The 24,587-nt window shown below is 48.8% G+C and carries 20 protein-coding genes and 2 tRNA genes; 13 read left to right on the top strand and 9 right to left on the bottom strand.

The window, feature by feature from the left end:
• Positions 1-257 precede the first annotated feature (257 nt).
• From B156_RS0116590 to katG, 4 genes are all read left to right on the top strand, one after another.
• Positions 258-1,292, top strand: a complete 1,035-nt coding sequence (locus tag B156_RS0116590) for a glycosyltransferase (RefSeq protein ID WP_018620883.1) — start codon at positions 258-260, stop codon at positions 1,290-1,292.
• A 66-nt stretch (positions 1,293-1,358) separates the two neighbouring features.
• Positions 1,359-1,979 carry an L-threonylcarbamoyladenylate synthase gene (locus B156_RS0116585; protein WP_018620882.1) on the top strand — a complete coding sequence of 207 codons (621 nt, stop codon included), beginning with the start codon at positions 1,359-1,361 and terminating at the stop codon, positions 1,977-1,979.
• A gap of 101 nt (positions 1,980-2,080) precedes the next feature.
• Positions 2,081-3,100, top strand: coding sequence for a hypothetical protein (locus B156_RS0116580; RefSeq protein WP_026260871.1), 1,020 nt, complete (start codon positions 2,081-2,083; stop codon positions 3,098-3,100).
• Positions 3,101-3,329: 229 nt separating this feature from the next.
• The gene (gene katG / locus B156_RS0116575; protein ID WP_018620879.1) at positions 3,330-5,600 is read left to right on the top strand and encodes a catalase/peroxidase HPI; all 2,271 of its coding nucleotides are present in this window, start codon (positions 3,330-3,332) and stop codon (positions 5,598-5,600) included.
• Positions 5,601-5,901: 301 nt separating this feature from the next.
• Here katG and tig read toward each other — a convergent pair whose 3' ends face one another.
• The gene (tig, locus tag B156_RS0116570; protein WP_018620878.1) at positions 5,902-7,263 is read right to left on the bottom strand and encodes a trigger factor; all 1,362 of its coding nucleotides are present in this window, start codon (positions 7,261-7,263) and stop codon (positions 5,902-5,904) included.
• Between the two features lie 114 nt (positions 7,264-7,377).
• A tRNA-Leu gene (locus tag B156_RS0116565) sits at positions 7,378-7,459 on the bottom strand.
• Positions 7,460-7,649: 190 nt separating this feature from the next.
• Between B156_RS0116565 and B156_RS0116560 the strand changes: the two genes are divergently transcribed.
• The 6 genes from B156_RS0116560 to B156_RS0116535 all read left to right on the top strand — a co-directional run bounded on the left by B156_RS0116560 (position 7,650) and on the right by B156_RS0116535 (position 15,599).
• The gene (locus tag B156_RS0116560) at positions 7,650-9,917 is read left to right on the top strand and encodes a RelA/SpoT family protein (protein WP_018620877.1); all 2,268 of its coding nucleotides are present in this window, start codon (positions 7,650-7,652) and stop codon (positions 9,915-9,917) included.
• A gap of 150 nt (positions 9,918-10,067) precedes the next feature.
• Positions 10,068-10,538: a Fur family transcriptional regulator gene (locus tag B156_RS0116555; RefSeq protein WP_018620876.1), complete on the top strand. Its 471-nt coding sequence runs from the start codon at positions 10,068-10,070 to the stop codon at positions 10,536-10,538.
• Between the two features lie 208 nt (positions 10,539-10,746).
• A complete protein-coding gene (locus B156_RS0116550) occupies positions 10,747-12,048 on the top strand; it encodes an adenylosuccinate synthase (protein WP_018620875.1) in 1,302 nt (433 codons plus the stop codon).
• An 83-nt stretch (positions 12,049-12,131) separates the two neighbouring features.
• Positions 12,132-12,854, top strand: a complete 723-nt coding sequence (locus B156_RS0116545; protein ID WP_018620874.1) for a hypothetical protein — start codon at positions 12,132-12,134, stop codon at positions 12,852-12,854.
• A 181-nt stretch (positions 12,855-13,035) separates the two neighbouring features.
• On the top strand, positions 13,036-14,184 hold the full coding sequence (locus tag B156_RS0116540) for a hypothetical protein (RefSeq protein ID WP_245563760.1): 1,149 nt from the start codon (positions 13,036-13,038) through the stop codon (positions 14,182-14,184).
• Positions 14,185-14,225: 41 nt separating this feature from the next.
• A complete protein-coding gene (locus B156_RS0116535) occupies positions 14,226-15,599 on the top strand; it encodes a hypothetical protein (RefSeq protein WP_018620872.1) in 1,374 nt (457 codons plus the stop codon).
• Positions 15,600-15,683: 84 nt separating this feature from the next.
• Here the strand turns inward: B156_RS0116535 and B156_RS0116530 are convergent, their stop codons facing one another.
• The 5 genes from B156_RS0116530 to B156_RS0116510 form a co-directional block, all read right to left on the bottom strand.
• A complete protein-coding gene (locus tag B156_RS0116530) occupies positions 15,684-16,547 on the bottom strand; it encodes a sigma-70 family RNA polymerase sigma factor (protein WP_009282104.1) in 864 nt (287 codons plus the stop codon).
• A gap of 75 nt (positions 16,548-16,622) precedes the next feature.
• Positions 16,623-18,749, bottom strand: a complete 2,127-nt coding sequence (locus tag B156_RS0116525) for a polyribonucleotide nucleotidyltransferase (protein ID WP_018620871.1) — start codon at positions 18,747-18,749, stop codon at positions 16,623-16,625.
• A 245-nt stretch (positions 18,750-18,994) separates the two neighbouring features.
• A complete protein-coding gene (gene rpsO, locus B156_RS0116520) occupies positions 18,995-19,270 on the bottom strand; it encodes a 30S ribosomal protein S15 (RefSeq protein WP_026260869.1) in 276 nt (91 codons plus the stop codon).
• 92 nt (positions 19,271-19,362) lie between these two features.
• On the bottom strand, positions 19,363-20,874 hold the full coding sequence (locus B156_RS29325) for an LptF/LptG family permease (RefSeq protein ID WP_018620869.1): 1,512 nt from the start codon (positions 20,872-20,874) through the stop codon (positions 19,363-19,365).
• A gap of 128 nt (positions 20,875-21,002) precedes the next feature.
• Positions 21,003-21,395, bottom strand: a complete 393-nt coding sequence (locus tag B156_RS0116510) for an START-like domain-containing protein (protein WP_018620868.1) — start codon at positions 21,393-21,395, stop codon at positions 21,003-21,005.
• Between the two features lie 116 nt (positions 21,396-21,511).
• Here B156_RS0116510 and B156_RS0116505 point away from each other — a divergent pair.
• The 3 genes from B156_RS0116505 (at position 21,512) to B156_RS0116495 (ending at position 23,225) form a co-directional block, all read left to right on the top strand.
• Positions 21,512-21,585, top strand: a tRNA-Met gene (locus B156_RS0116505).
• 112 nt (positions 21,586-21,697) lie between these two features.
• Positions 21,698-22,489, top strand: a complete 792-nt coding sequence (locus B156_RS29320; RefSeq protein ID WP_018620867.1) for a hypothetical protein — start codon at positions 21,698-21,700, stop codon at positions 22,487-22,489.
• Between the two features lie 211 nt (positions 22,490-22,700).
• The gene (locus tag B156_RS0116495; RefSeq protein WP_018620866.1) at positions 22,701-23,225 is read left to right on the top strand and encodes a hypothetical protein; all 525 of its coding nucleotides are present in this window, start codon (positions 22,701-22,703) and stop codon (positions 23,223-23,225) included.
• Positions 23,226-23,681: 456 nt separating this feature from the next.
• Here the strand turns inward: B156_RS0116495 and B156_RS0116485 are convergent, their stop codons facing one another.
• Positions 23,682-24,047, bottom strand: coding sequence for a hypothetical protein (locus tag B156_RS0116485; protein WP_018620864.1), 366 nt, complete (start codon positions 24,045-24,047; stop codon positions 23,682-23,684).
• Positions 24,048-24,054: 7 nt separating this feature from the next.
• The gene (locus B156_RS0116480) at positions 24,055-24,387 is read right to left on the bottom strand and encodes a hypothetical protein (RefSeq protein ID WP_018620863.1); all 333 of its coding nucleotides are present in this window, start codon (positions 24,385-24,387) and stop codon (positions 24,055-24,057) included.
• Positions 24,388-24,587: the final 200 nt, after the last annotated feature.

Here is a 24,587-nt window from a genome sequence, read left to right as displayed (position 1 = left end):
TGCGATTCCGCACAGAACGCTGCGATTTCGCACATATCTATAGTCTGCTTGCCAGTCGACGAACTGATTAAATGAGGGTAAATCGCCCATTGGCCCATCCTGTTTGTATATACTTAGCCATCAAACGAAGCGGCTGGTACCCACGTAGTTGTTTATATTAGCATCAAAAATGACCAGCCTGCCAAAACAAAGTCTGTATGATAGTCAAAGGAGCGACGCTATACGTTGATTAGCCCATGACTACTCTTTCTTCTGGCATGCCCTTCGTCCGTAACGACCAGTCTTCACTGGCATCAGCTACTGCATCCCAACCATTTCTGCCCTGGGTAACGGTTATCTGTACCAGCTATAACCAGCAGGCGTTTGTTGCCGAAGCCCTGCGGTCAGTCATTGCCCAAAGCTACTCCAACATTGACCTGATCGTTATCGATAACGGCAGTACCGACCAAACGGCAACGCGCATTCAGGAGGTCATCCAGCCTTACCCAGCCATCCGTTTTATCCATAATGCGCTCAATCTGGGGCTGAACCGGGCCTTCAATCAGGGATTGGCGCTGGCGAAGGGTCAGTATATTATCGACCTTTCGGCGGATGATGTGCTATTGCCTGATCGCATTACCCGGCAGGTAATTTTTTTCGAGCAGTTGCCGGACGAGTACGGTGTGGTGTTCTCCAATGCCACTTACATTGATGCCAGCGGGCAGGTAACAGGCGTGCATTACCCCATTGATCCAGCCACCGGCCTTGCCCGGACAGTGGTGCCCATGGGATGTGTATTCAGGCAGGTTCTTACCGGCTATTTTATTTGTACGCCTACTATGATGATGCGTCGGCATGTACTGCACCAGTTGAAGGGGTATGATGAAGCCCTCAGCTATGAGGATTTTGATTTCTGGGTACGGTCGTCCCGGATTTATCGGTATGCCTATCAGGACATGGTATTGACTCAGAAACGACGCCATCCCAACGCACTGTCGGCACAAATAACGCAGCCCCGCAATGATCTTTTGCCTTCTACCCTCCTTGTGTGCCGGAAAGCCCTGGCGTTGTGCGAAACGCCTGAAGAACGGCGGGCGTTGGCCCTTCGGCTACAGAAATTTATCCGTAAAGCATTCTATGCCGAGCAATTTGAACTGGCTCTCCAATTTGGCAACCTTATGCGGCAATTTACTCATCCTGACCTGCTTACCAGTATAGTACTGGCCATGAGTCACCTGCGTATTCCGGTTAACCGGCTTTACCGATATTATTGCCGGGGGCGATTCGCTGGCAAACGGGCGAAACTGGTTTAAATCGTTTTTGGTTTATGCTTTACTACACTTCATTCACCCTTTACTTGTTAGCTGTATACCATTATCATGTCTGCTGAGTTCATTAAGCTATACCCAGATAATCCCGATCCCCGCCGACTCGACCATATTGTAAAGAGTTTGCGGGAAGGTGCTGTTATCATCTACCCGACCGATACTGTTTATGGCATGGGCTGCGATATCCATAACGCCCGGGCGGTGGAACGGATAGCGCGTATCAAAGGCATTAAACCGACCAAGAATGACTTCTCGTTCATCTGTTACGACCTGAGTCATATCGCCGACTATGCGCGGGTGAGCAACCAGGCTTTCAAGCTGATGAAAAGTGCCTTGCCGGGGCCGTTCACGTTTATTTTACAGGCCACGAACAATGTACCCAAACTACTGAACACCAACAAGAAAACAGTAGGTATCCGGGTTCCGGACAACGACATTCCCCGGCAAATTGTACGGCAGTTGGGGAATCCCATTATTACGACGTCCATTCGTGATGAGGACGAGATAATTGAGTATTCCACGGATCCCGAGCTAATTTTCGAGAAGTTTCAGAATCAGGTTGATATTGTTATTGACGGCGGCTACGGCGGCAACGTTGCCTCTACCATCGTTGATGCAACAGATGATGATTTTTCCATTATCCGTCAGGGGCTGGGTGAATTAGTACTTTGAAAAGTTCTAATTAGAGGTTATACTTGCATCGTAGGGTTGACATTCCTTCATGGGAGTTCAACCTTTTTTTATGAATCATCTTTTAAACTCGTTTTTGTAGTATGCGTTTTTCACTGGCCGCGCTCTGCTTTCTGGCAGTTTGTCAATTCACCGGCTGTTCTTCTCAATCAAAACCAGACGATTCGACGAAAACCGGCACATCGGGTACCGACTCTCTGGCATCGATGTCATCGTCCGAATCATCAGAAACTCCCGCTACCGGGGCCATGACTTCCACTCGTTCGGTGAGTACGGGAGACTCCACCCTCGATTCGCTAACCTATGCGCCTACGGGTGCTATACTGCCTAAATACCGCATTTTTGCTTATTATGGTAACCCCCACTCCAAAAAAATGGGAGCCCTCGGACAATATCCGAAAGAAGAAATGCTCCAGCGTCTGGATAACGAAATCAAAAACTGGAAGAAAGCGGACTCTACCAATACGCCCATCCAGCCCGCGCTCCATCTGGTAGCCACCACGGCTCAGGGCTTACCCGGTAAAGACGGCGGCTACCGGCTGCGGATGTCCGACAAAACCATCAAGAAAGTGCTGAAATGGGGAAATGAGCACAAGGCTATCGTATTTCTCGACATTCAGCGGGGCCACGCTCCACTGGGTCCGGAGATGCAGTACATGGAAAAATACCTCAAGCTTCCTTTCGTTCACCTGGGCATAGACCCGGAGTTTTCGATGGTTACGGGTGCCCGGCCCGGGTCGAAAATAGGCTCCTACGATGCGGCTGACATCAATCAGGCAGTGCAGTTCCTGAGCCGTGTCGTGAGAGAAAACAAACTGCCGCCCAAGGTGCTGGTGGTTCACCGGTTCACGCAGGGTATGGTCAAGAACTACAAGAACATCAAACTCGATCCTAACGTGCAGATTGTGATGGACATGGATGGCTGGGGACCACCCGTACTCAAAAAAGATTCGTATCATGACTACATTCAGAAAGAGCCGGTGCAGTTCACGGGTTTCAAACTGTTTTATGATAACGATTTACGGAAACCGGGTTCTCGTATTATGACGCCCAAAGAGGTGCTGTCCCTAACGCCCGTTCCGATGTATATTCAGTACCAATAGACGGTAGGCCAATATCGCAGAAACGGCGAGGGAAATCCTGTAACAGGATTTCCCTCGCCGTTTCGGTTAGTCGCTCATCTGGTAGTTGAACAAGTTACCAGTAACTCTCCCAATATCAGGCCCGTAGTGTGTTTATAGATTTTAGCTATAGGCTCATAAAAACTATAGATAAAAACTATAGAGAAGATTTTTCTAAATTTGATTGTCAAAAAATAAACCGCTAACAGCTATGGAGAATAACGAAAGTCAGCCATTTGCACCCGTATGGGATGTCAACGACGACAGCAAAGTCAATACGGTAGGCAAGTGCCCGTTTATAAGTGGGGCTGTAAACAAAAGCGCGGGCGGTGGTACCAGAAACCATGACTGGTGGCCAAGTCAGTTAAAGCTTAATATCCTTCGCCAGCATTCGTCGCTATCCGACCCAATGGGTGAGAACTTCAACTACGCCGAAGAATTCAAAACCCTTGATCTGGCTGCCGTAAAACAGGATATAGTCGATCTGATGACTGAATCGCAGGACTGGTGGCCCGCCGACTTCGGTCACTATGGTCCATTCTTCATTCGGATGGCCTGGCACAGTGCCGGTACTTACCGCATTGGCGATGGCCGGGGTGGTGCCAGCTCTGGTGATCAGCGGTTTGCGCCCCTTAATAGCTGGCCCGACAACACGAATCTCGACAAAGCGCGCCTGTTGCTGTGGCCGGTAAAACAAAAATATGGCCGGAAACTCTCGTGGGCCGACCTGCTGGTTCTCACCGGCAACTGCGCCCTTGAGTCGATGGGCTTCAAGACGTTCGGCTTCGGTGGCGGACGGGAAGATGTCTGGGAACCCGAAGAAGCTGTTTATTGGGGCTCCGAAACCGAATGGATGGGCGACAAGCCCCGCTATGCCGGTAGCAATGGTACCCGTAACCTTGAGCAACCCCTGGGAGCCTCCCACATGGGCCTTATTTACGTGAACCCGGAAGGACCGGAAGGCAAGCCGGATCCGGTTGGTGCCGCGTACGACATTCGGGAAACCTTCGGGCGGATGGCCATGAACGATGAAGAAACTGTTGCCCTTATTGCTGGTGGACACACGTTCGGTAAAACCCACGGGGCTGCCGATCCGGGCAAGTTCGTTAGTTCTGAACCCGCCGGGGCACCCATTGCCGAGCAGAGCCTGGGCTGGAAAAACTCGTTTGGCACCGGTCACGGAGCTGATACCATTACCAGTGGCATCGAGATAACCTGGACCACCAAGCCTACACAGTGGAGCAACGAATACTTCGATCATCTGTTCGGCTACGAATGGGAATTGACGAAGAGTCCGGCCGGTGCGCATCAGTGGCAACCCAAGGATGGTGCCGGTGCCGGTACCGTGCCTGATGCCCATGACCCATCAAAGCGCCATGCCCCTATGATGCTGACGACGGACATCGCTTTACGGGCCGATCCGGCTTACGAGAAGATTTCAAGACGCTTCCACGAAAACCCGGATGAGTTTGCCGACGCCTTTGCCCGTGCCTGGTTCAAACTGACGCACCGCGACATGGGGCCAATCGAGCGTTATCTCGGTCCGGAAGTGCCAACCGAAGAGTTGATCTGGCAGGACCCCGTTCCCGCTGTTACGCACGAACTGGTCAACGAGCAGGATATTGCCGATTTGAAAGGGAAACTGCTGGCTTCGGGCCTGTCGGTATCCCAGCTGGTCTCTACGGCCTGGGCTTCGGCGTCAACGTATCGTGGCTCCGACAAACGCGGTGGTGCCAACGGTGCCCGCCTTCGTCTGGCCCCTCAGAAAGATTGGGCAGTCAACAATCCAACCCAACTGGCCAATGTTATCAAGACGCTCGAAAGCGTTCAAACGGAGTTTAACGGTGCTCAGTCTGGCGGCAAAGCAATTTCGCTCGCCGACCTGATCGTGCTGGGTGGCTGCGCCGGTGTTGAGCAGGCGGCCAGAAATGCCGGTCACGAGGTGACGGTACCCTTCACACCGGGACGTACCGACGCGTCGCAGGAGCAAACCGATGTAGCCTCGTTCAACGCGATGGAGCACCGTGCCGACGGGTTCCGCAATTACCTGAACCCGATTCATATGTCACCATCGGAGGATATGCTGATCGATAAAGCCCAGTTGCTGACGCTGACAGCACCCCAGATGACCGTCCTCGTAGGCGGTATGCGGGTACTGAACGCAAACTTCGACCACTCGAAACATGGTGTCTTCACAAAGCGTCCGGAATCCCTCACCAACGATTATTTCGTCAACCTGCTGGATATGGGTACCACCTGGAAAGCCAATTCGGAAGCCCAGGACGTATTTACGGGCCTTGACCGGAAAACGGGCGAACGCAAATGGACCGGCACCCGTGTCGATCTCATCTTCGGTTCCAACTCCGAACTCCGTGCTATTGCGGAAGTATACGGCTGTGGGGACTCGCAGGAAAAATTCGTGAAGGATTTCGTAGCTGCCTGGAGCAAAGTGATGAATCTTGGCCGCTTCGATCTGGCCTGATTGCTGCGTTGCGCAAACTAAAAAAGGGTGGCTCGTTTCCGGGCTACCCTTTTTTAGTTTGCTGTCATTTTTTCTTTACGCTGGTTTGCTGCCGCTGGTAGTCTGACGTTTAATATCGGATCATAGCTACCTGCCAGGTTTAGGGCGAAGGCGAAAAAAGTGTTGATGGTACTCAGTTGATTATGCTACTAAGTCAACTTGCCGTTTGATGTAATCCCCTACACTACTGACAGGTATAATCCACAAAAAAGCGACCCGATCAATGACCGGGCCGCCTGTATCAGCTTACAGAATCCGTTGGTTACCGGTTTTCTACCAGGGCCTTAAATTCATCCACCGTCACTTCCTGCGACACGACGGTCAGCTGGGTTTTGGCGTATCCAATCACTTTATCATCAAACACCCGGTTAAAGGTATTCGTGTAATTCTGACCGTTGTTCTTTTCATCCATCAGGTAGTTCTGAGCGATACGGTCGATGGTTTTGTTCATCTCCTCGTCTTCACCACCCATGAAACCAAACTGCTCCCGAACCATCTGACGGGTAACGTTCAGCAATTCGTCCTGCTCAACCTTGATATCAGCTTTATCCGCAATTTTGTTTTTGATGAGTTGTAGCTTAACCGACTTCGTAAAGTCATCATACTGCTCCTCAACCTGCTCAGGGGTAAACTTACCTTCGTTTACCTCGAGTAGCCAGTTTTTCAGAAACTCGTCGGGCAGCAGGATCGGCGTGTTGTCGATGAGGGTTTTCTCAACGTCCAACCGCAACAACTGATCTGATTCACGGCTGTAGTTGCCCCGGATAATCTCAACGACTTTGGACCGGAACTGCTCTTCCTCCGTTACGGCGCCAATGCCCAGTACCTTATCAAAAAACTCCTGATTCAGTTCAGCAGGTTCGTGGCGGGTGATGTCGTCAATCTCAAAGGTGAATTCTCCTGTCAAATCGGCCGCTTCTTCTTTCTTTACACCGGTAGCGTTGGCACGGGCTTTCTCGTCCGGGAAAACATCTTCCAGTATAAACGTAATGAGTTCACCTTTTTTCTTACCGACAAACTGACCCTTGGCATCCTCCGCCATCTGATTCATCGGGAAAGCCGTTTTAGCCGAGAAACCCGCCGTATCTTCTTCCGTACCAGCCTGCTTCAGTTCGCCGTATATGGTGTCGCCGTCGCCCACTTCTTCGCCATGACCATGCGTGTGGAACCGCTGCTGCAAATCGGCAATCGTACTTTCTACTTCAGCCTCACCGGCCTGAATCTCGTAGCGCGTTACACTGGGAAGGTCGCTGAAATCAATATCAAATTCCGAGGCCAGACCAAGGGTGTAGCTAAATGCAAAATCAGATTGGTTATCCCAGTCGATTTGGTCGGCCTGCGTCCGGTCCGGAACAGGGTCGCCAACGACCTGTAATTTATTTTCACGGATATACTGGCTGACCGTTTTGCTCAGCATCGCATTTATCTCATCGACCAAAATGCTCTTGCCGTACATTTTCTGCACCAGAGAAGCTGGTACGTGGCCGGGCCGGAACCCTTTCAGCTGAACCTTACGGCTATAGTCCTTTAGTTTTTTATCTACTTCCGGCTTATAGTCTGCAGGGGTCAGGGTAATTTTCAGCGAAGCATTGGTTTCGTCAGCTTTTTCTAAAGTGATATCCACGTGTGTAACTAGTTAAAAGTGAAAGAGCGAAAGAGTGAAAGAGCGAAAAGCGGATTGCCATTTTTTCGCTCTTTCACTCTTTCGCTCCGCTCCGGCGGCCCGGTTTAAACATTGTACGGGCGGAGGGACTCGAACCCCCATGCCTTGCGGCACCAGATCCTAAGTCTGGCACGTCTACCAATTTCGCCACGCCCGCAAATTAGTGGCTCAAAACAGTCAGGCTTTTCGCCTTTTGAGGGTGCAAAACTACTAAAAAAATTTAACTCATCAAGCAAAATGCCAATAGGTTTTATTTTTAGTGCCTCACTGCTCCATTTTGGATTATTATTTTGTTATCTTGGTAGTACGAGCACAACCTAAAGGAAATAGCTGTCAGGCAGCCACCAATGATGAATGTTACCGAATCCAGCCCCCAGGCCGAACCTGTCATTGATTTAGAACTGGAACGACAGGAAATCCTCAAACGTTACCGACGACTGCTGAGGGCGGCCAAACCCATGCTGAAAGGGGATGATGCCAAACTGATAAAACGGGCATTCAACACATCGGCCGAAGCGCACAAAAACATGCGTCGGCGCTCAGGAGAGCCCTATATATACCATCCGCTGGCCGTAGCGCAGATTGCCGTTGAAGAAATCGGATTGGGTCCAACCAGTATTGTGGCTGCGTTGCTCCATGATGTTGTGGAAGATACCGAAACCACTATTGCCGATATAGACCGGGCATTTGGCCCGAAAGTAGCCCGGATCATTGATGGCCTGACCAAGATTTCGGGCTTTTTCGAATACGGTTCGTCACAGCAGGCGGAGAATTTCCGGAAGATGCTGCTGACCCTGTCGGATGATGTACGGGTTATCCTGATTAAGCTGGCCGACCGCCTTCATAACATGCGGACGCTGGACTCGATGCCCCGCGACAAGCAGTTGAAAATTGCCTCCGAAACGATTTATATCTACGCTCCCCTCGCCCACCGGCTGGGTTTGTACGCCATAAAATCGGAGCTGGAAGACCTGTACCTGAAACATGTTGAGCCGGAAGCGTATAAAGATATTGCCAAGAAGCTCCGCGATACCCGGCTGGCCCGTGACCGCTTCATTGGGCGATTTATTGAACCAATTGAAAAAGGACTGGCCGAAACGGGCCTTAAATACGTCGTTAAAGGCCGCCCCAAGTCGATTTACTCGATCTGGACGAAGCTGAACAAATCGAAAAAACCATTTGAGGAAATTTATGATTTGTTTGCGGTGCGGATCATTCTGGATGTACCACAGGAGGAGGAGAAAGCAGCCTGCTGGCGGGCCTATTCCATCGTAACGGATCATTACAAACCTAACCCCGACCGGCTGAAGGACTGGATTAGTACCCCCCGCACCAATGGCTACGAATCGCTGCACACGACGGTGATGAGCCGCCTGGGCCAGTGGGTAGAGGTGCAGATCCGGACGGAGCGGATGAATGAAATTGCCGAAAAAGGGTACGCAGCCCACTGGAAATACAAGGGCAACGATACCAAAACCGGCGAGGGTATCGAAGCATGGATTAGTCAGGTTCGCGATATGATCGAATCGGCAGGGAGTGGCGACAAAAAGGCCGCTATCGAGTTTGTTGATGATTTCAGAAGCAATCTGTACAGCGAGGAAGTCTTCGTGTTTACGCCCAAGGGTGATCTTCAGGTGTTGCAACGGGGTGCTACCGCCCTTGACTTTGCATTCGACATTCACACCCAGATTGGGGCGCGGTGTATGGCAGCAAAAGTTAATAATACCCTTGTGCCACTCAGTTACGTGCTCCAGAATGGAGACCAGGTAGAGGTCATTACGTCGAACCGGCAGAAACCCAGTGAAGACTGGCTGCGGTTTGTGGTTACGTCGAAGGCCAAGACCAAGATCAAAGACCTGATAAAAGAAGATAACAAACGCTTTGTAACGGATGGCCGGGAATTGGTCAATAAGAAACTGCGGCTCCTGCGCCTGGAAATGACCAACGAGGTCATCAACCAGTTACGGGCTTACTTTGGGTCAAAAACGACCGATGATTTCTTTTACCGGGTGGGTAAAGGGCACGTGGACGTTAGCGAACTGAAGAAGTTCAAGGCGGATAAGGAAGCGAAGGAAAACCGCGTTAACAAACTCAATACCGACACCCTGCCCGATGCAAAAGCGTTTGTAAAGGAACTGAAAAAGATTCATGGGGAGCGGGCGGATGCCGATATGTTGCTCATTGGCGAGGACATGGATCGCATCGACTACACGCTTTCCAAATGCTGTAATCCCATTTCAGGTGACGATGTATTTGGCTTCGTAACGATAAATGATGGCATCAAAATCCACCGCGTTACCTGCCCGAACGCCGTTGAACTGATGTCCAACCACGGCAACCGAATTATAAAAGCCAAGTGGACATCCCAGAAAGAACTGGCTTTCCTGGCTGGTTTACGGATTACCGGTACCGACCGGGTTGGTTTAATAAACGATGTAACGCGGATCATCAGCAACGAACTGCACATCAATATGCGCTCGGTAGCGATTGATTCCAAAGACGGTATCTTTGAAGGAAATATCCGGCTCTACGTTCATGACACCGCCCACCTCGATACGCTGATACAAAAGCTTGAACACGTTCAGGGTGTGTTTGAAGTGGTACGATTCGACTGATAGAATGATGAATTATAAGCTATGAATGATGACTAAAGGGTAATGTAGGCTTTCGCGAGAAGCCAATTCACCCTTTATAATTCATCATTCATCATTAAATTTGCCCCTATGCAACAGGCTCCTGCTCAAACTAACCTAGAATCTGCTCAGATGATCTTTCGCGCGTACCTCGAGCGAAAGGGGCTTCGGAAAACGCCCGAGCGCTTTGCCATTCTGGAAGAGATCTACAACCGACAGGACCACTTCGATGTGGACGAGTTGTATATCTCCATGAAAAACAAAAAATACCGGGTGAGCCGGGCAACCGTTTATAACACGCTGGATGTGCTGGTTGACTGCGACCTGGTTACCAAACATCAGTTTGGGCGTAACCTGGCTCAGTACGAAAAGTCGTACGGCTTCCGGCAGCACGACCATTTAATTTGTACCGACTGCCATAAAGTGATGGAATTTTGTGACCCGCGTGTTCAGAACATTCAAAATATGGTGGGCGACATGCTAAAATTTAACGTGATGCACCACTCGTTGATTTTTTACGGCTCCTGCGCCCGCGATTTTTGTGAGAATAAAGAGGAATCTGCAAAAAATATCCAAACAGCCGGGGTGACGATGGACGAGTAGGCAGTGAAGATGAATGGCCATTTGCTCTACGATGGATACGATTTACGCTAGTGTGCCGTAACGTTGTCCAGAACCACGCTTCTGTTGTCCTTCAATCAAGTGGTTTTGCTTCTGTCAGAGCATTAACATCCACTTCTTTCCATTGAAATCGTTCACTCAATTTTATATACGCTAAGCCGTATCAATAGTCAATCAATCAAAAAAGTAAATGATCGATGTTTTATTAGGCCTCCAGTGGGGCGACGAAGGAAAAGGTAAAATTGTGGACGTACTGGCTCCTCAGTACCAGGTGGTAGCCCGTTTTCAGGGTGGTCCCAATGCCGGACACACGCTCGAATTCAACGGGTTAAAGCACGTGTTGCACCAGATTCCGTCCGGCATTTTCCGCAACGATATCCTCAACATCATTGGCAATGGGGTGGTACTCGATCCCATTGTGTTCAAAAAAGAAATTGACGGGCTGGCAAAATTCAACCTTGCCCTGACCGATAATCTCCAGATTTCACGCAAGGCATCTATTATTATCCCAACGCACCGACTGCTGGATGCCGCTTACGAACAGGCAAAAGGCGACTCAAAAATTGGGTCGACCCTGCGGGGCATTGGCCCAACGTATCAGGACAAAGTAGCCCGGCAGGGATTACGGGTTGGCGATATTCTGTCGCCGAATTTTCAGGAGAAATACAACAAACTGGTAGCCATTCATAAAGTCATTCTTGAGCAGAACAATTTCGACTATGCCTCAGTGCTTCCTCAGGCCGAAACAGAGTTTTTTGGTGCAGTGGAATTCATGAAGCAGTTCCAGTTGACTGACAGTGAATATGCGGTAAACGAGGCCATTCAGTCGGGCAAAAAAGTACTAGCCGAAGGGGCGCAGGGTTCACTGCTCGATATTGATTTTGGTTCCTATCCATTTGTAACCTCCTCCAGTACCATGACCGCCGGTGCCTGTACGGGATTAGGTATTGCCCCCAGTCAGATTGGCGAAGTATTTGGGATTTTCAAAGCCTATTGCACCCGCGTTGGTAGTGGCCCCTTCCCTACCGAGCTCATGGATGAAACCGGTGAACTGATGCGCCAGGAAGGGCGCGAGTTTGGCTCGACTACAGGTCGCCCGCGCCGGTGCGGCTGGCTCGATTTGCCCGCCCTCAAATACGCTATTATGATTAATGGCGTTACGCAGCTGGTGATGATGAAGGTGGATGTACTGAACATCTTCGATGAAATAAAAATATGCACTCATTATGAACTCCCCGACCGCGACGGCGGACCGGGCACCATAACCGAAAAGATGCCGTATGATTTGTGCGACACGCCTGTAAAGCCTGTTTATAAATCCTTTAAAGGCTGGCAAACCGACTTGACTGACATTCGGTCATTCAGTGATGTGCCATCGGAACTGGCAACCTACGTTTACTTTCTGGAAGACACCCTGGGCTTACCCATCAACTTCATTTCGACCAGTCCCGACCGTGAAGCCATTATTCACCGGCAGGCTGTCATTGCGTAGCACCAATCAATACAGGCAGTAGACCGCAACCTGGTTATTTTCATAGGAGCCCTGTTGCGGTTTACTGCTTTTGCCCCATTTTTATGTCGGCCAGAAATTTTTATCAAACCCTGTATCAAAACGAATCCCTCTTTCAACTGACGGGTGAAACGTGGGACGTAGTTACTTTGGCGGCTACTCCTGCCGATGTAAATGCACCTGCGCTGCTACTGGATACGGCTGATTTGCTGACTGAATTAGATACTTTATCGGCCGGTTCGTTGGCGGATATAGAGCAACCATTGGCGGTTGACGTGGTCATGGATGAGCAGGTCATTGCCGCTACGATTCCCCAACCCGAGCCGGTGGTACTGGTAGCCAAACCAGAACCCCTGCCTCAGCCACCATCCCGGCCGGTAGTGCCCTCTGTGCTGCCCCCCATTCAGCAGCAATCACGGTTGCCCCAATTGAACCACAAAGTATTGTTGCTGGCCGATGAGGCATTAGACCCCAGCAATCTGTTATTCCTGGAAAAAATTCTGAAAGCGGTGAACCTCAACATCAACGGGGTTGATTTACTGAATCTTCACGGGGTTAGTGATGTTGACTTTCCCGAACTTCTGCGGGGCAAATACATCAATCATTTTGTAACCTTTGGCGTACCGTTTGAGCGTATCCATCTTGATATTATGATGGATCGGTATGCGCCGGTTCGGTTTGAAGGCATCACGTTCCTAATGGCCGATTCACTACCTACCATCGAAGCAGATCAGGCATTGAAGAAACGGCTATGGGGTGCGCTTCAGCGTATCTTCTTACAACGGTAGCCATTTCCTAGGATGCTCTGCTCCTTTTCAGGAAAAAACTGATAACTCCGAACAGTTGAGCTTAGTTAAGAGATGCAGCAAGGAAAGGTTTACTTACGTCGGATACTTTTCTACTTTCAGCCGGGTTTGTCAACGAAAGCCCGGATAAAATCTTCCGCCGTTCGTCCGTAATCCGTTACATTTGCCCCTCCCTATTGGCTTATTTGCCTCCGTTTTTTGTGAGATCAATGGGTTAAATCCGGGAAATCGGGTCTCGATGATGACGTTTATCAACCGGCTACTGGCCTTATTCAATTCATATCCTCCGGCATCCATTCCAGAGGCAACCACTATTGGCGAACGGGTGGCTGTTCCCGCCCCTTTTCTACGGGTGGACACCGTAGCATCAGCACTGGCCCCCTCCTTACCCCTCCCTGCCATTGCTCCCCTACCCGCCTGGCTCGCCGATGAAGAATCACTGCGGGACGAAGGTGTTTTATTCGGACTTTCCTACGCTCAGCCTGACACCAAGATCGCTCAAATCAGTGCCTTTTTTGCCAGCGAGGCCGCTCCACTCACCGAGTTGGCAGCGCAGTATACCGGGCAAATACGCGCCCTTACGCCCCGCATCGACCGGCGGGAAAAGGAGTTGACCAGTCTGCGGGACCAACTGACTCAGTTGCGCGATAGCCAACCCGTTCGTACTACGCTGGTCAGGCATGTTATTAGCCTGGGGATATCCATTATTTTGTGCATGGGCACGTTTTACCTGGTCGACGGCACATTGTACCGTGTCTTTCCAAATCACTGGATCTCGACCGGGGTTTTTCTGGCGGGTCTGTTCAACATGTCGGGACACACCTCTTTCTTTTATGAAACGAATACCCGATTAACGGGCCGACGATTTATGGAGGAGATTGGGTTACCCTTTGCTGCCGCTGTTTTTGTGCTGGTCCACGCCCTAAGCTATCAGCCGGTAAGCCAGGCGATTGGTCTGTTCATTTTCATCCTGTTTGTTTTTCTACTATCCGGAAAACTATTGCTAAGCACCCTAACTAGTTTACAACATGAAATGGTCAGCGCTCAGAAAAACCGGCAGATGATAGCTGCTAAACAGGTTGATTTACCGCTTCTGGAAAGCCAAATCAGTCAGCATGAACAGGACGTAGACAGGCTCAATGGGCAAAGAATGGCTGTCGTTACCGCTTTCAATCAGGTCGAATCTACATTGACCCAATTGAACACCCAGCGCGATAAACTTGTTAATTTATTTCTGGGTGAGTTTGAACTCGCCCGTAGTCTTCGTGACCGGTTAACTAAACAACAGCGACAACTCATTATGAATGATTAATACGTATTGACAGGTTTATCGTTTATCATTCATAACTGATTATGGAACCAACTACTAATCCCGACTTTCAGCACGGCTATACCAGTGGCGTGGAAGGCGTAAATCGGGAAACATACGAAGGCTACTTATCGAGTCAGGTCAATACGGACTGGCTTTCGGAGCGAATCCAGGAAAAGCGGACGGAATTATCTACGGTAGAACGCCAGTTGGCGGAATCCACGGAAGCCAACCGAACCGCTTTCGCTTCACTGCAAACCCACGCGTTGCAGGTAGACCGGCTGTCCAAACAACTCGGCCAGCGGGAATCGGACCGGCAGGGGCTTGAATCTGACCGGACTACCCTGCGCGAACGCCGGACTAAAGCCGCCCCTGATTATTCCTTGTTAGCGGGCCTGCTGTTTCTGGTGGCGGGTGTTTCATTCCTGGCGGGTGATTTGATTATCTCGCATGAAATTGTGGCGTATGCGCTCAACATTCGTGATACAAACGAGGCCTGGGCATTTGCCGTTGGTTTGGCCATGGTATCCATCCTGCTAAAACCCGCTTACGACCGGCTCATCGAGCAACCTTATCAGGAAAACCCCGCGCAGTACGGCCGTCGCTATGGCCGGTTTAAAATGGGGCTGGCCATCTTTTCGGTGCTCACGCTGGCCGTATTAGGCTGGTTCCGCTACGAGGCCTATCGCACCGACCAGCTGAAAGCGGCTATCAACAAGTCCGTTCGACAATTGCAACTCAATACCGACCCCACTGCCGCAACGCAGGACCTTAGTGCGGCAACGTTGTACAAGATAGAGAAGCAGTTGAGTGAATCGAGCGAATTGAATCTGGCCCTCGTCAATAGTCCCTGGGCACTGCTTTCGTTCGTACTAAGCGGTATTTTGTTTGCGCTGGCGGGGGCCGTTTGTCTGGGTATTGCCTTGCCCGTTTTATCGGCATTCTGGTTTCGGTGGTTGCAGGCCGACATAAAGCTGTGGAAGTTGCGCCGTAGGCTAAAGCGGCTGGACAGGGAAATCGCCCCAATTGAAGCTGCCTTATCAGAACAGCGTGTCCAGCAGAATATTCTACAACACGACCTCGATTTACTACCCGACCTAAACGCATTAAAAGCCCGGCGGGAAACCATTTATGCGGATTTGACTAACCTGTATGCGGAGCTAAAACTGGCTCAGACGGATAGCCGCATCAGTAATTTTAACGATGGATATGGTCAGGGAGAAGCAACATTGACAAACCTGAGCGACGATGAGCAGCGACAGTTACGGAAACAGATGCTTTCGCTTCATAATTCGAGTCGGAACAGCAGCAGCGAAATCCGAACCGCCAACACCCCACCTGCTAATGGTACCAACGGAAAAGCGAATGGATTGCGTCCTTATCAGACCATTCGGAAGTTTCTGGAAGATGAGTTGTAAACGGTAACCGCTCTAACGCTTATACCCTAAACAAAAACGGCTCCCACTTGCGCAGGAGCCGTTTTGCATTAACAAACAGGATCGTTAGCCCAGATACGTCTTCAATGCCTTCGACCGTGAGGTGTGGCGCAGCCGACGAATGGCTTTTTCCTTTATCTGCCGAACCCGCTCGCGGGTCAGGTTGAATTTCTCACCAATTTCTTCCAGCGTCATGGCGTGTTCGCCGTTCAGCCCGAAGTAGAGTGTGATCACATCGGCCTCGCGCTGCGTCAGCGTTGAGAGGGCACGCTGTACTTCTTTCCGCAGCGAATCATTGATCAGGCCCGAATCGGGTTTGTCTTCACCATCGTTTTCGAGTACGTCCAGCAGGCTGTTTTCTTCACCCTGTACAAAGGGCGCGTCCATCGACACATGCCGACCCGAAATCTTAAGCGTATCAACAACTTCAGCCGCCGAAATTTCCAGTACAGCCGCTAGCTCTTCGGGTGATGGCTCACGCTCGAACTTCTGCTCCAAGTCGGAGAATGTCTTGGAAATCTTGTTCAGCGAACCAACCCGGTTCAAGGGTAATCGTACGATACGGGACTGCTCGGCTAGGGCCTGTAAAATAGACTGACGAATCCACCAAACAGCATAGGAAATAAACTTAAAACCACGTGTTTCGTCAAACCGTTGCGCTGCTTTAATCAGACCCAGGTTTCCTTCATTGATCAAATCACCTAAGGACAAACCCTGATTTTGGTATTGCTTGGCAACCGATACCACAAAGCGCAGGTTTGCTTTGGTTAACCGTTCCAGCGACAATTGATCACCTTCCCGGATTTTTTGGGCCAGCGTTACTTCCTCATCGGGCGTAAGCAGGTCTACTTTACCAATCTCCTGCAAGTACTTGTCTAACGACTGACTTTCCCGATTGGTAATCTGTTTTGATATTTTTAGCTGTCTCATAATTTGGTGCCCCCGGTGGTGTGACTATATAACGCTAGGTTCTGACGTTGCATTACACGAAAAAGTAACAATCTCTCAGGCGTTTTTGTTCTCCGGCTTCGGTAATAGCACTTTACGGGATAACCGGTACTTTCCGGTCTTTTTATCCACGTCAACCAGTTTTACCGTTACTTCCTCTCCTACCTGAAACACTCCATCCATGGTTTCCAGACGCTCCCACTTAATCTCGGAAATGTGCAATAATCCATCTTTACCGGGCATGAACTCAACGAAGGCACCGAAGGGTTGTATCGTTTTCACTTTCCCCACGTAGGTATCCCCTACTTCCGGTACGGCTACGATTCCTTTGATACGCGACACGGCTTTGTCCATGCTCTCTTTGCTGGTGGCAAAAATGCTCACCCAACCCGCATTGTCGTGTTCGTCGATGTTAACGACGGCACCCGAATCTTTCTGAATATCCTGAACCACCTTACCACCGGGTCCGATAACGGCACCAATCTGGTTCGTGTCAATCTTGATAACAACGGCACGGGGTGCGTGAGGCTTCAGGTCCGGACGCACCTCGGCAATGCCTTTCCGCATCTCACCCAGGATATGCAACCGTCCCTGACGGGCCTGCTCCAGGGCCTGTGCCAGCACTTCGTACGATAGTCCGTCTACTTTCAGGTCCATCTGGCAGGCCACGATACCTTTCTCCGTACCCGTAACTTTAAAGTCCATGTCGCCCAGGTGATCTTCATCGCCCAGAATATCGGACAACACCGCGTACTTATCGCCGTCGGAAATAAGCCCCATGGCAATACCGGCTACGGGAGCCTTGATCTTGATTCCGGCGTCCATCAGTGCCATCGTACCGGCACAAACGGTAGCCATAGACGACGACCCGTTCGATTCCAGAATATCCGACACAATCCGAATAGTGTACGGATTATCTTCCGCTGGTGGCAGCACTTTCTTGATCGAGCGGTGAGCCAGATTACCGTGACCCACTTCCCGGCGGCCAACACCCCGGTTAGGTTTTACTTCACCCGTAGAAAAACCGGGGAAGTTATAATGCAGCAGGAATTTACTGTAGCCCTGATGCATGGTCTGATCAACGATCTGCTCATCCGTTTTGGTACCAAGCGTAGCCGTCGTCAACGATTGGGTTTCACCCCGCGTAAACAGAGCCGAACCGTGGGGACCGGGCAGCAGACCCGCTTCAGCCACGATGGGGCGTATCTGATCTAATTTCCGGCCATCCAGACGAACGCGCTCATCGAGTACCAACCGACGCGACGCTTCCCATTCCAGGTCGTGGAAATAGGTTTTAATCAAACCGACATTTACGTCAGATCCTTCGGGGAAGGAAGCTATGTACTCGTCACGAATCGCCTTGGCGGCTTCCGAACGGCCTTTTTTGCTTGGATTCTGCTGGCTGACAGCCGCGTAGATCTTATCGTACGTAGCGGTCCGAACGGCAGCCCGCAGGTCTTCGTCGTGCGTTTCGTGGTTGAACTCCCGCTTCTTGGTCTTGCCTACTTTTGCTTCCAGCTCTTTCTGGGCATGGCACTGTACTTTTATGGCTTCGTGGGCTATTTTGATCGCTTCCACTACCTCGGCTTCCGAACATTCGTCCATCTCGCCTTCTACCATACAGATATCCTTCTCGGTAGCGGCCACAATCAGGTCGATAGTGGCCCGTTCCAGCGCGGACGTTTTAGGGTTGATGTGGTATTGACCGTCAATTTTAGCCACCCGTACTTCCGAAATCGGGCCATTGAAGGGTATGTTCGATACCGCCAGGGCCGACGAAGCCGCCAAAGCCGCTAAGGCATCGGGCTGCACTTCGGGGTCAGCCGAAATAAGCGTAATCATCACCTGGGTATCGGCGTGGTACGTATCGGGGAAGATTGGCCGCAGGGCGCGGTCTACCAGGCGGCTAATCAGAATTTCGTGATCGCCCAGACGCCCTTCGCGCCGTTGGAAGCTACCGGGAATCCGGCCGGCCGAAGCAAATTTTTCTTGATAATCAACGGATAAAGGCAAAAAATCAACGCCTTCTTTAGCATCTTTGCTGGATACGACGGTTGCCAGTAGCATCGCGTCGCCCAGTCGTACAACCACCGCGCCGTCGGCCTGACGGGCCATTTTTCCGGTTTCGATGGTAATTTCCCGCCCGTCGGGCAGCGCAACGGATTGCGTGGTGATTTCAAACATAAAACAGATTTTGAATACGTTCTCTTACAGCTTTAAACAGCACCGTTTCCCGACCTTCGGAATCCGGCATAAATCAACTTGTCGTCATTAAAGTGGATAAGCCCGGTCAGGATAAGGTAGATAAACCAGTCATTAACCCTACCAACCCGATTAACCCTAGCTGACGTTTTACGTTACGTCTATAGAAACCACAAAAATGAGGGAATCTACTACCGAGTAGATTCCCTTTTTGATGGATGGCCCGATTACTTTCGTAACCCCAGCGAGGCCAGAATAGCCCGATACCGCATGATGTCCTTTTTCATGAGGTAATTCAGCAACCGCCGACGCTTACCTACTAATTTCAAAAGGCCCAGTTGGGTGCCATAATCGTGCTTGTGTACTTTCAGGTGGGCAGTCAGGTGACTGATCCGGTAGGTGAACAGCGCGATCTGGGATTCGGCCGACCCGGTGTCTTCTGCGCTTTTGGCAAAACCCGAGGTGGAGAATATCTCCTGCTTTTTTTCGGTCGTTAGATACATCTTCAGACAGCTAATTTTATTGAAAATATGAATTTGGGTGCAAAGATAAGGAAAATAATCGGTCATTCAGAGCGCCGGCTACGGAAAAATAGTTAGCTGACTGACTGTGAAACGGACCGGCTATCTGACCAGTTTTTCCACCTGACTCTTAGGCGCTCCCACGCAATGATATAAACGTCTTTATCGAACAGGCGCGAGTCGTGACGGGCACGCTGCATGATTAACAGCCCAAGGGGGAACAGGATAATATTGGCCAGCCACGCACCGATGGGTACCCAGATCAAGCCGTCTTTGGCGTATTTATCCCCTGCAATGGTTAGCACATACAGAAAGATGAAGAATACAATGGCAATCAGAACCGGCACGCCAAAACCCCCTTTTTTGATAATGGCCCCCATGGATGCGCCAATCAAAAACATCACAAAAATTGAAAACGCCTGTGTGAATTTATGGTGACTTTCCAGCTGATACCGCCAGACGTTCTTTTCTTTCTCAGTCAGGTACGTTACGTTCGATGTTGCATAGGTCAGAATATTCTGAGCCTGACTCAACGCCGACTGTGCCAGATCAGGCACGGCAACTTCTCTCTTTTTCATAAGCGAGTCCACCCATTTCCCATCCTTTATCGCCTTTTGTTTCGTAACGGCATCTGCCTTGAACTGGTAATTGTAGTACTGGCGGGACGTATTGGCTACGCTCATGCTGGTATTGGTATACTCTTTCCGGAGCGAATCGGTTAAGACTGACAGTTCGCTCAGGTTTTTCATATACTCGTGGTATTCGAACTGATTTTCGTCGGTGCGCTTGATACCAAACGATTCCAGGCTAATAACTAACCGATAATCCTTAAAGCCATTCCGCATAAACTGCCCCCCTGTGGCTGGTGTACCAGCACTATTATAGCTGATGGGACTGTTGTCTGAATACTCCTGATAATCATTCCCGTTGAACAGCTGAAAGACAAGGTATGACCGGTCTTTATCGGTGTACATCCGACCGGAATCGGCCAGTATAATTTCGCGATTTCCCGACTCGGCGCCGTTCGTTGGATGCTTATAGATGACCAGCCCTTTCAGCAAATCGCCCGTTTTGCTGTTTTCAGCCGCTTTTACTTTTTGATCTACCTTGATACTATAGCCCGGTAAATCGTTGTAAAATATACCTTCTTTCAGGTTAAGCGTAGCCTTGGCCGTTTTAATATCATACAGCAGGCTATATCCTTTAAGATTGGCCCAGGGCGCCACCGAGTTATTGAACCAGAAGGAAAATCCGCTGATACCAACGGCTACGATTAGCAACGGACGCATAGCCCTGGTGAGCGAAATACCGGCACTTTTCAGGGCGGTCAGTTCAAAAAACTCACCCAGGTTCCCGAATGTCATCAGGGAAGACAGCAGGACGGCCAGCGGTAGCGCCGTTGGTATAGTAAGCAGGGAAAAGTAAAATAACAGGCGGCCGAAGGTGGCTAAGTCGAGGTCTTTAGAAACGAAATCGTCAATGTAGAACATCAGCAGTCGCATCAGAAAAATGAAGATGACGACACCGAGGGTCAAAAAAAACGGCCCCCAAAACGAGCCGAGCACTAATTTATCTATCTTTTTCATTCGTTTGTATAATGTACCACGGGGATGGCCTGAACGCAGCGTGGAGGAGTATCATCTATACAACATAAACTACATTACTCCTTGTTCATTATACCAACAGGGCCTTCCGTACGGTTCATTAACAAAATTTAACTACCAACAATTTCTTTCAGCTTATCCATCATCCCATCCCACAGGTCCTGTAATTCTTCTTCGTCGGTGGTATTGGAGTAATCAGTAATGCGCAAAAACGTCGATTGGGTTAATTCGCTTTGGTCGACCCGAAAGTCTACGTAGTTATTATCTGACCCATCTTCATCCGTTTCCAGAAACTCAAAACGAACGCCCTTATTTTGCCGCATAGACACCTGTTTGGCAATGTGACTTTCGTTATCCCACTGAAAATCGAGCCGCTGTTCGGGCATGGTGTTCACTTTACTGGCAAACCACTGCGACAGTCCCGATGCGGTGCTGATATAGGGGAAGAGCATTTTGGGAGATGCCCGGAGTTCGTACTCGGTGATGAATTTAAATTTCTCCATAAGTCGGTAAACTTTAGAAAAGGGGTCCTTGGCAAAGGTAAACGAATTTTTTTGCGAAAGTCAATGGCTTTTTTTGCCCCTGACTTAATTTTTCTTACTTTTGTGGCACCAAGCCCGGCGGGGTAGCTCAGATGGTTAGAGCGTAGGATTCATAACCCTAAGGTCGGCAGTTCGATCCTGCTCCCCGCTACAACTGTATAACCCAACTATCTATTTAATAGGTAGTTGGGTTTTTTACTTTCATAATGGGGACGGTTTGGGGGACGGAATAGGTCTAAGAGGTTGTTTAAAGTTTCACAGAAATGGGACGGAAAAAGAATAAACAGAATCAACAAGATACTCCCAAGTGTATTTTTTGCGGTAAGACATCTTTGACCAAAGAACACGTATGGTCAGATTGGATTAAAAACGTTATCCCAAGAGATGACTCCAAGCGCCACGAGCATATACTCATGCGCCAAGATGGTTTTGAACATCGACGACCTACGGGTCATGTTGGTAGTAAAACGTTAAAAATAGTGTGCAGCGATTGTAACAATGGATGGATGAGTAAGATTGAAAGTGACGCCAAACCTATTCTTACAGACTTAATGCTTGAAAAAGCAATAATAATGGACAGAGATCAGCAACTGTTGGTTGCTAAATGGGCCTTTTTAAAGACAATAATTGCGGAGTATTTGGATATAACTTGGCAAGCAATTAACTCATCTGAGCGTAAATATTTTTACGAAAAAAAGCTCCTTCCTGAAAATATTGGCATATGGATTGTAAAAAATGAAACCGATAAATGGCGATATAGACACTTGCATACTGGTGGTAAAGTACATTATTCATCCCTCCCAAACAGATGCAATACACAAAGTACAATATTCGTAATCGGCGGATTGATCATTTACATTTATAAAAGGCACGACAGTTCTTTCACGTATCCTTTTCTAGGGGAGTGGGGTCGGTCTTTGACTTTAATTTACCCTCATGAGCATAAAGCAATCAGATGGGCTTCTGTTCCATCCATGAACGGAGATGAGACAGAATTATTAAGGTTAAATCTTGAGCGAGTATTATCTCTACTGTCTCTCCCTCATGGCATCTAACCTCTATTTCTCTAGCATCCCATAAAGTACACACTGTACTAGCATTACTTACCCGATTTTTTTACGGATTGTGCAATGCTTTGTGCAATCCGTTTAGGCAAATCCAGGTAAACGGGCATGGAGAAAGGGGCAATTACAGACCTACTATCTTAATCTTTATATTGCTTTAGTATTACAAGCCAATGGTTCATTTATAAGCCAAACACACCTAATGAAGTACATTCTATTTATAGTCACCATAGCAATGCCTTTTTCTACAATGGCGCAAATGGCCAAAATTGCAGATATTAATGTTGCCTTTACAAAGGCCGTAGTGAGAGAGAAAGACGGCATGCATTATGAATTAACCGACGCGAAAGGACAAGACGGAATTGTTCTTTCGGAATTTTCTATCGCGACTCTAGGAAATGGGAGTCAAAAGATAGTTAAGTTCAGTTTTTATAACTGGATTGTAGTTAATGTTATCAGGGAGAAAAGGGAAGTATCAAGTACGGTAAGTTTGGGAGATACCAAAATAACTTTAGACGGGTACGCTCTTATTCCTGACCCTAAAGTGAGGAAACTGCTGAAAATGGGATCTAATCAAAACTGCAAAGTTAGAGCCTTCTTGTACTGGGACAGAAAGACAAGCTGTACGGCAGCCATATTTGGATTTGATAATCAGAAGAACCAGAAACATAATATTTTGTGCTTCTTTAGGAATAATAATATGTATTCAAGTTACCTTTCAAGGTGATGTTAATTTCAACCTTGACCCACTTTTGAAACACTTATTTAAGAAATATTTCAACACTCGTTAAACAGCAACGACCCCACCATCTGGCAGGGTCGTTTTTTATGGAGCCATGTTGCAGGGTAACTATCGGGTGCTTTTTACCTGACTACTCTGAGCTACGGTCTTCGTCAAGGCCTCCACTTGCTTATTCAATAATTCCATTTGATATGCAAGTTCTTCCAGACATTGGGCAGTATTATCGGCCATTCTCGCATTAAAGTAGGCGATATAATACTCCTTATTACTGTCTGCATTCTTGTCCGTTTCGTCCTTAAAATCTCTCTTTAATAGACTAAAGTTGTTTCTAGGGTGGAATGCCATTTCCGTAATGTGTTTAGTGAGTGTAAATAAAGAACAGTAAAAAGTGTCTGCTAGTTACCGGATCAATGGGTTCGTGGGCATAGTATCGGAGTCGAATCACTTCTTCAATCTAGCCAATAATTCAGCCTTTCTTTCCCTGAATATCTCTTTTTTACTTTGCTCCCTCGCTATTGCTATAGACGGATCCTTTGTTAGGTACAAACGGTCAGCCTGGATACTGACATTCATAAACAAATCAGCTATATAGTCGCCCAAATGCCCTATCTGGTCCTCTTTCAATACGTAAGCATCTATATCGCCGTGAGACAGTGTTATTGCGGCTTCCCGTATTAAGTTCTCCCGATTCTGCCACAGGCTCCAGAATACCAGTTCTGCACCCTGTCCTGTCGCTACGTCCAGCGTTGTGTAAGGGGACTCATTGAGGGTTGCTCCTACCTGATTACTAATTGGTTGATTGTTCATGGTCTGTTCAGGATAAGTCGGTTTCCATTGATTGAATTTTGCTCCATGTTTCTCCTATACGGGTAATGAAGGCCATAAACTCGACGGTACTGTACGCATCCTCAATGAGTTTTTTATTCACCTGAATAATGGGCGTTGTCTCTGGACTGTCATCCCCAAAGTGATAGAGTGACCACCCCAGGTACAGCTTTTCCAGTAACTGAGTACAGTGTGAGGCACCATTAGACGATATATAGTCGTCTAACGATGTGTGCAACTCCTGATAGAGTTGCTCGATACGCTTACGCTCTGCTTTGTTTGCGTGAGTAGGCTTAACCATGTGGTTCTGTGCTGTGCTCATTTGAAGAAAAAAATAAGGTGTATTGATTGGCTCAAATGTATAGGCAATTTCCAAGTACTCCAAAGATTAATTTTTCTTAACTATTTGACAGTAAGGTATTTAACATATTAAAACCCTAATCTTATAGTATTTACCCTACTCAAATCATGCTCTTATTTTCGTTGGTTTTCATGGTTTTTCTACGCTAAATATGCCTGGTT

Source organism: Spirosoma luteum DSM 19990 (assembly GCF_000374065.1).
In the GTDB taxonomy this organism is placed as follows: Bacteria; Bacteroidota; Bacteroidia; order Cytophagales; family Spirosomataceae; genus Spirosoma; species Spirosoma luteum.
The sequence above is the reverse complement of the archived record's forward strand: the minus strand, read 5'-3'. Positions and strand labels throughout refer to the sequence as shown.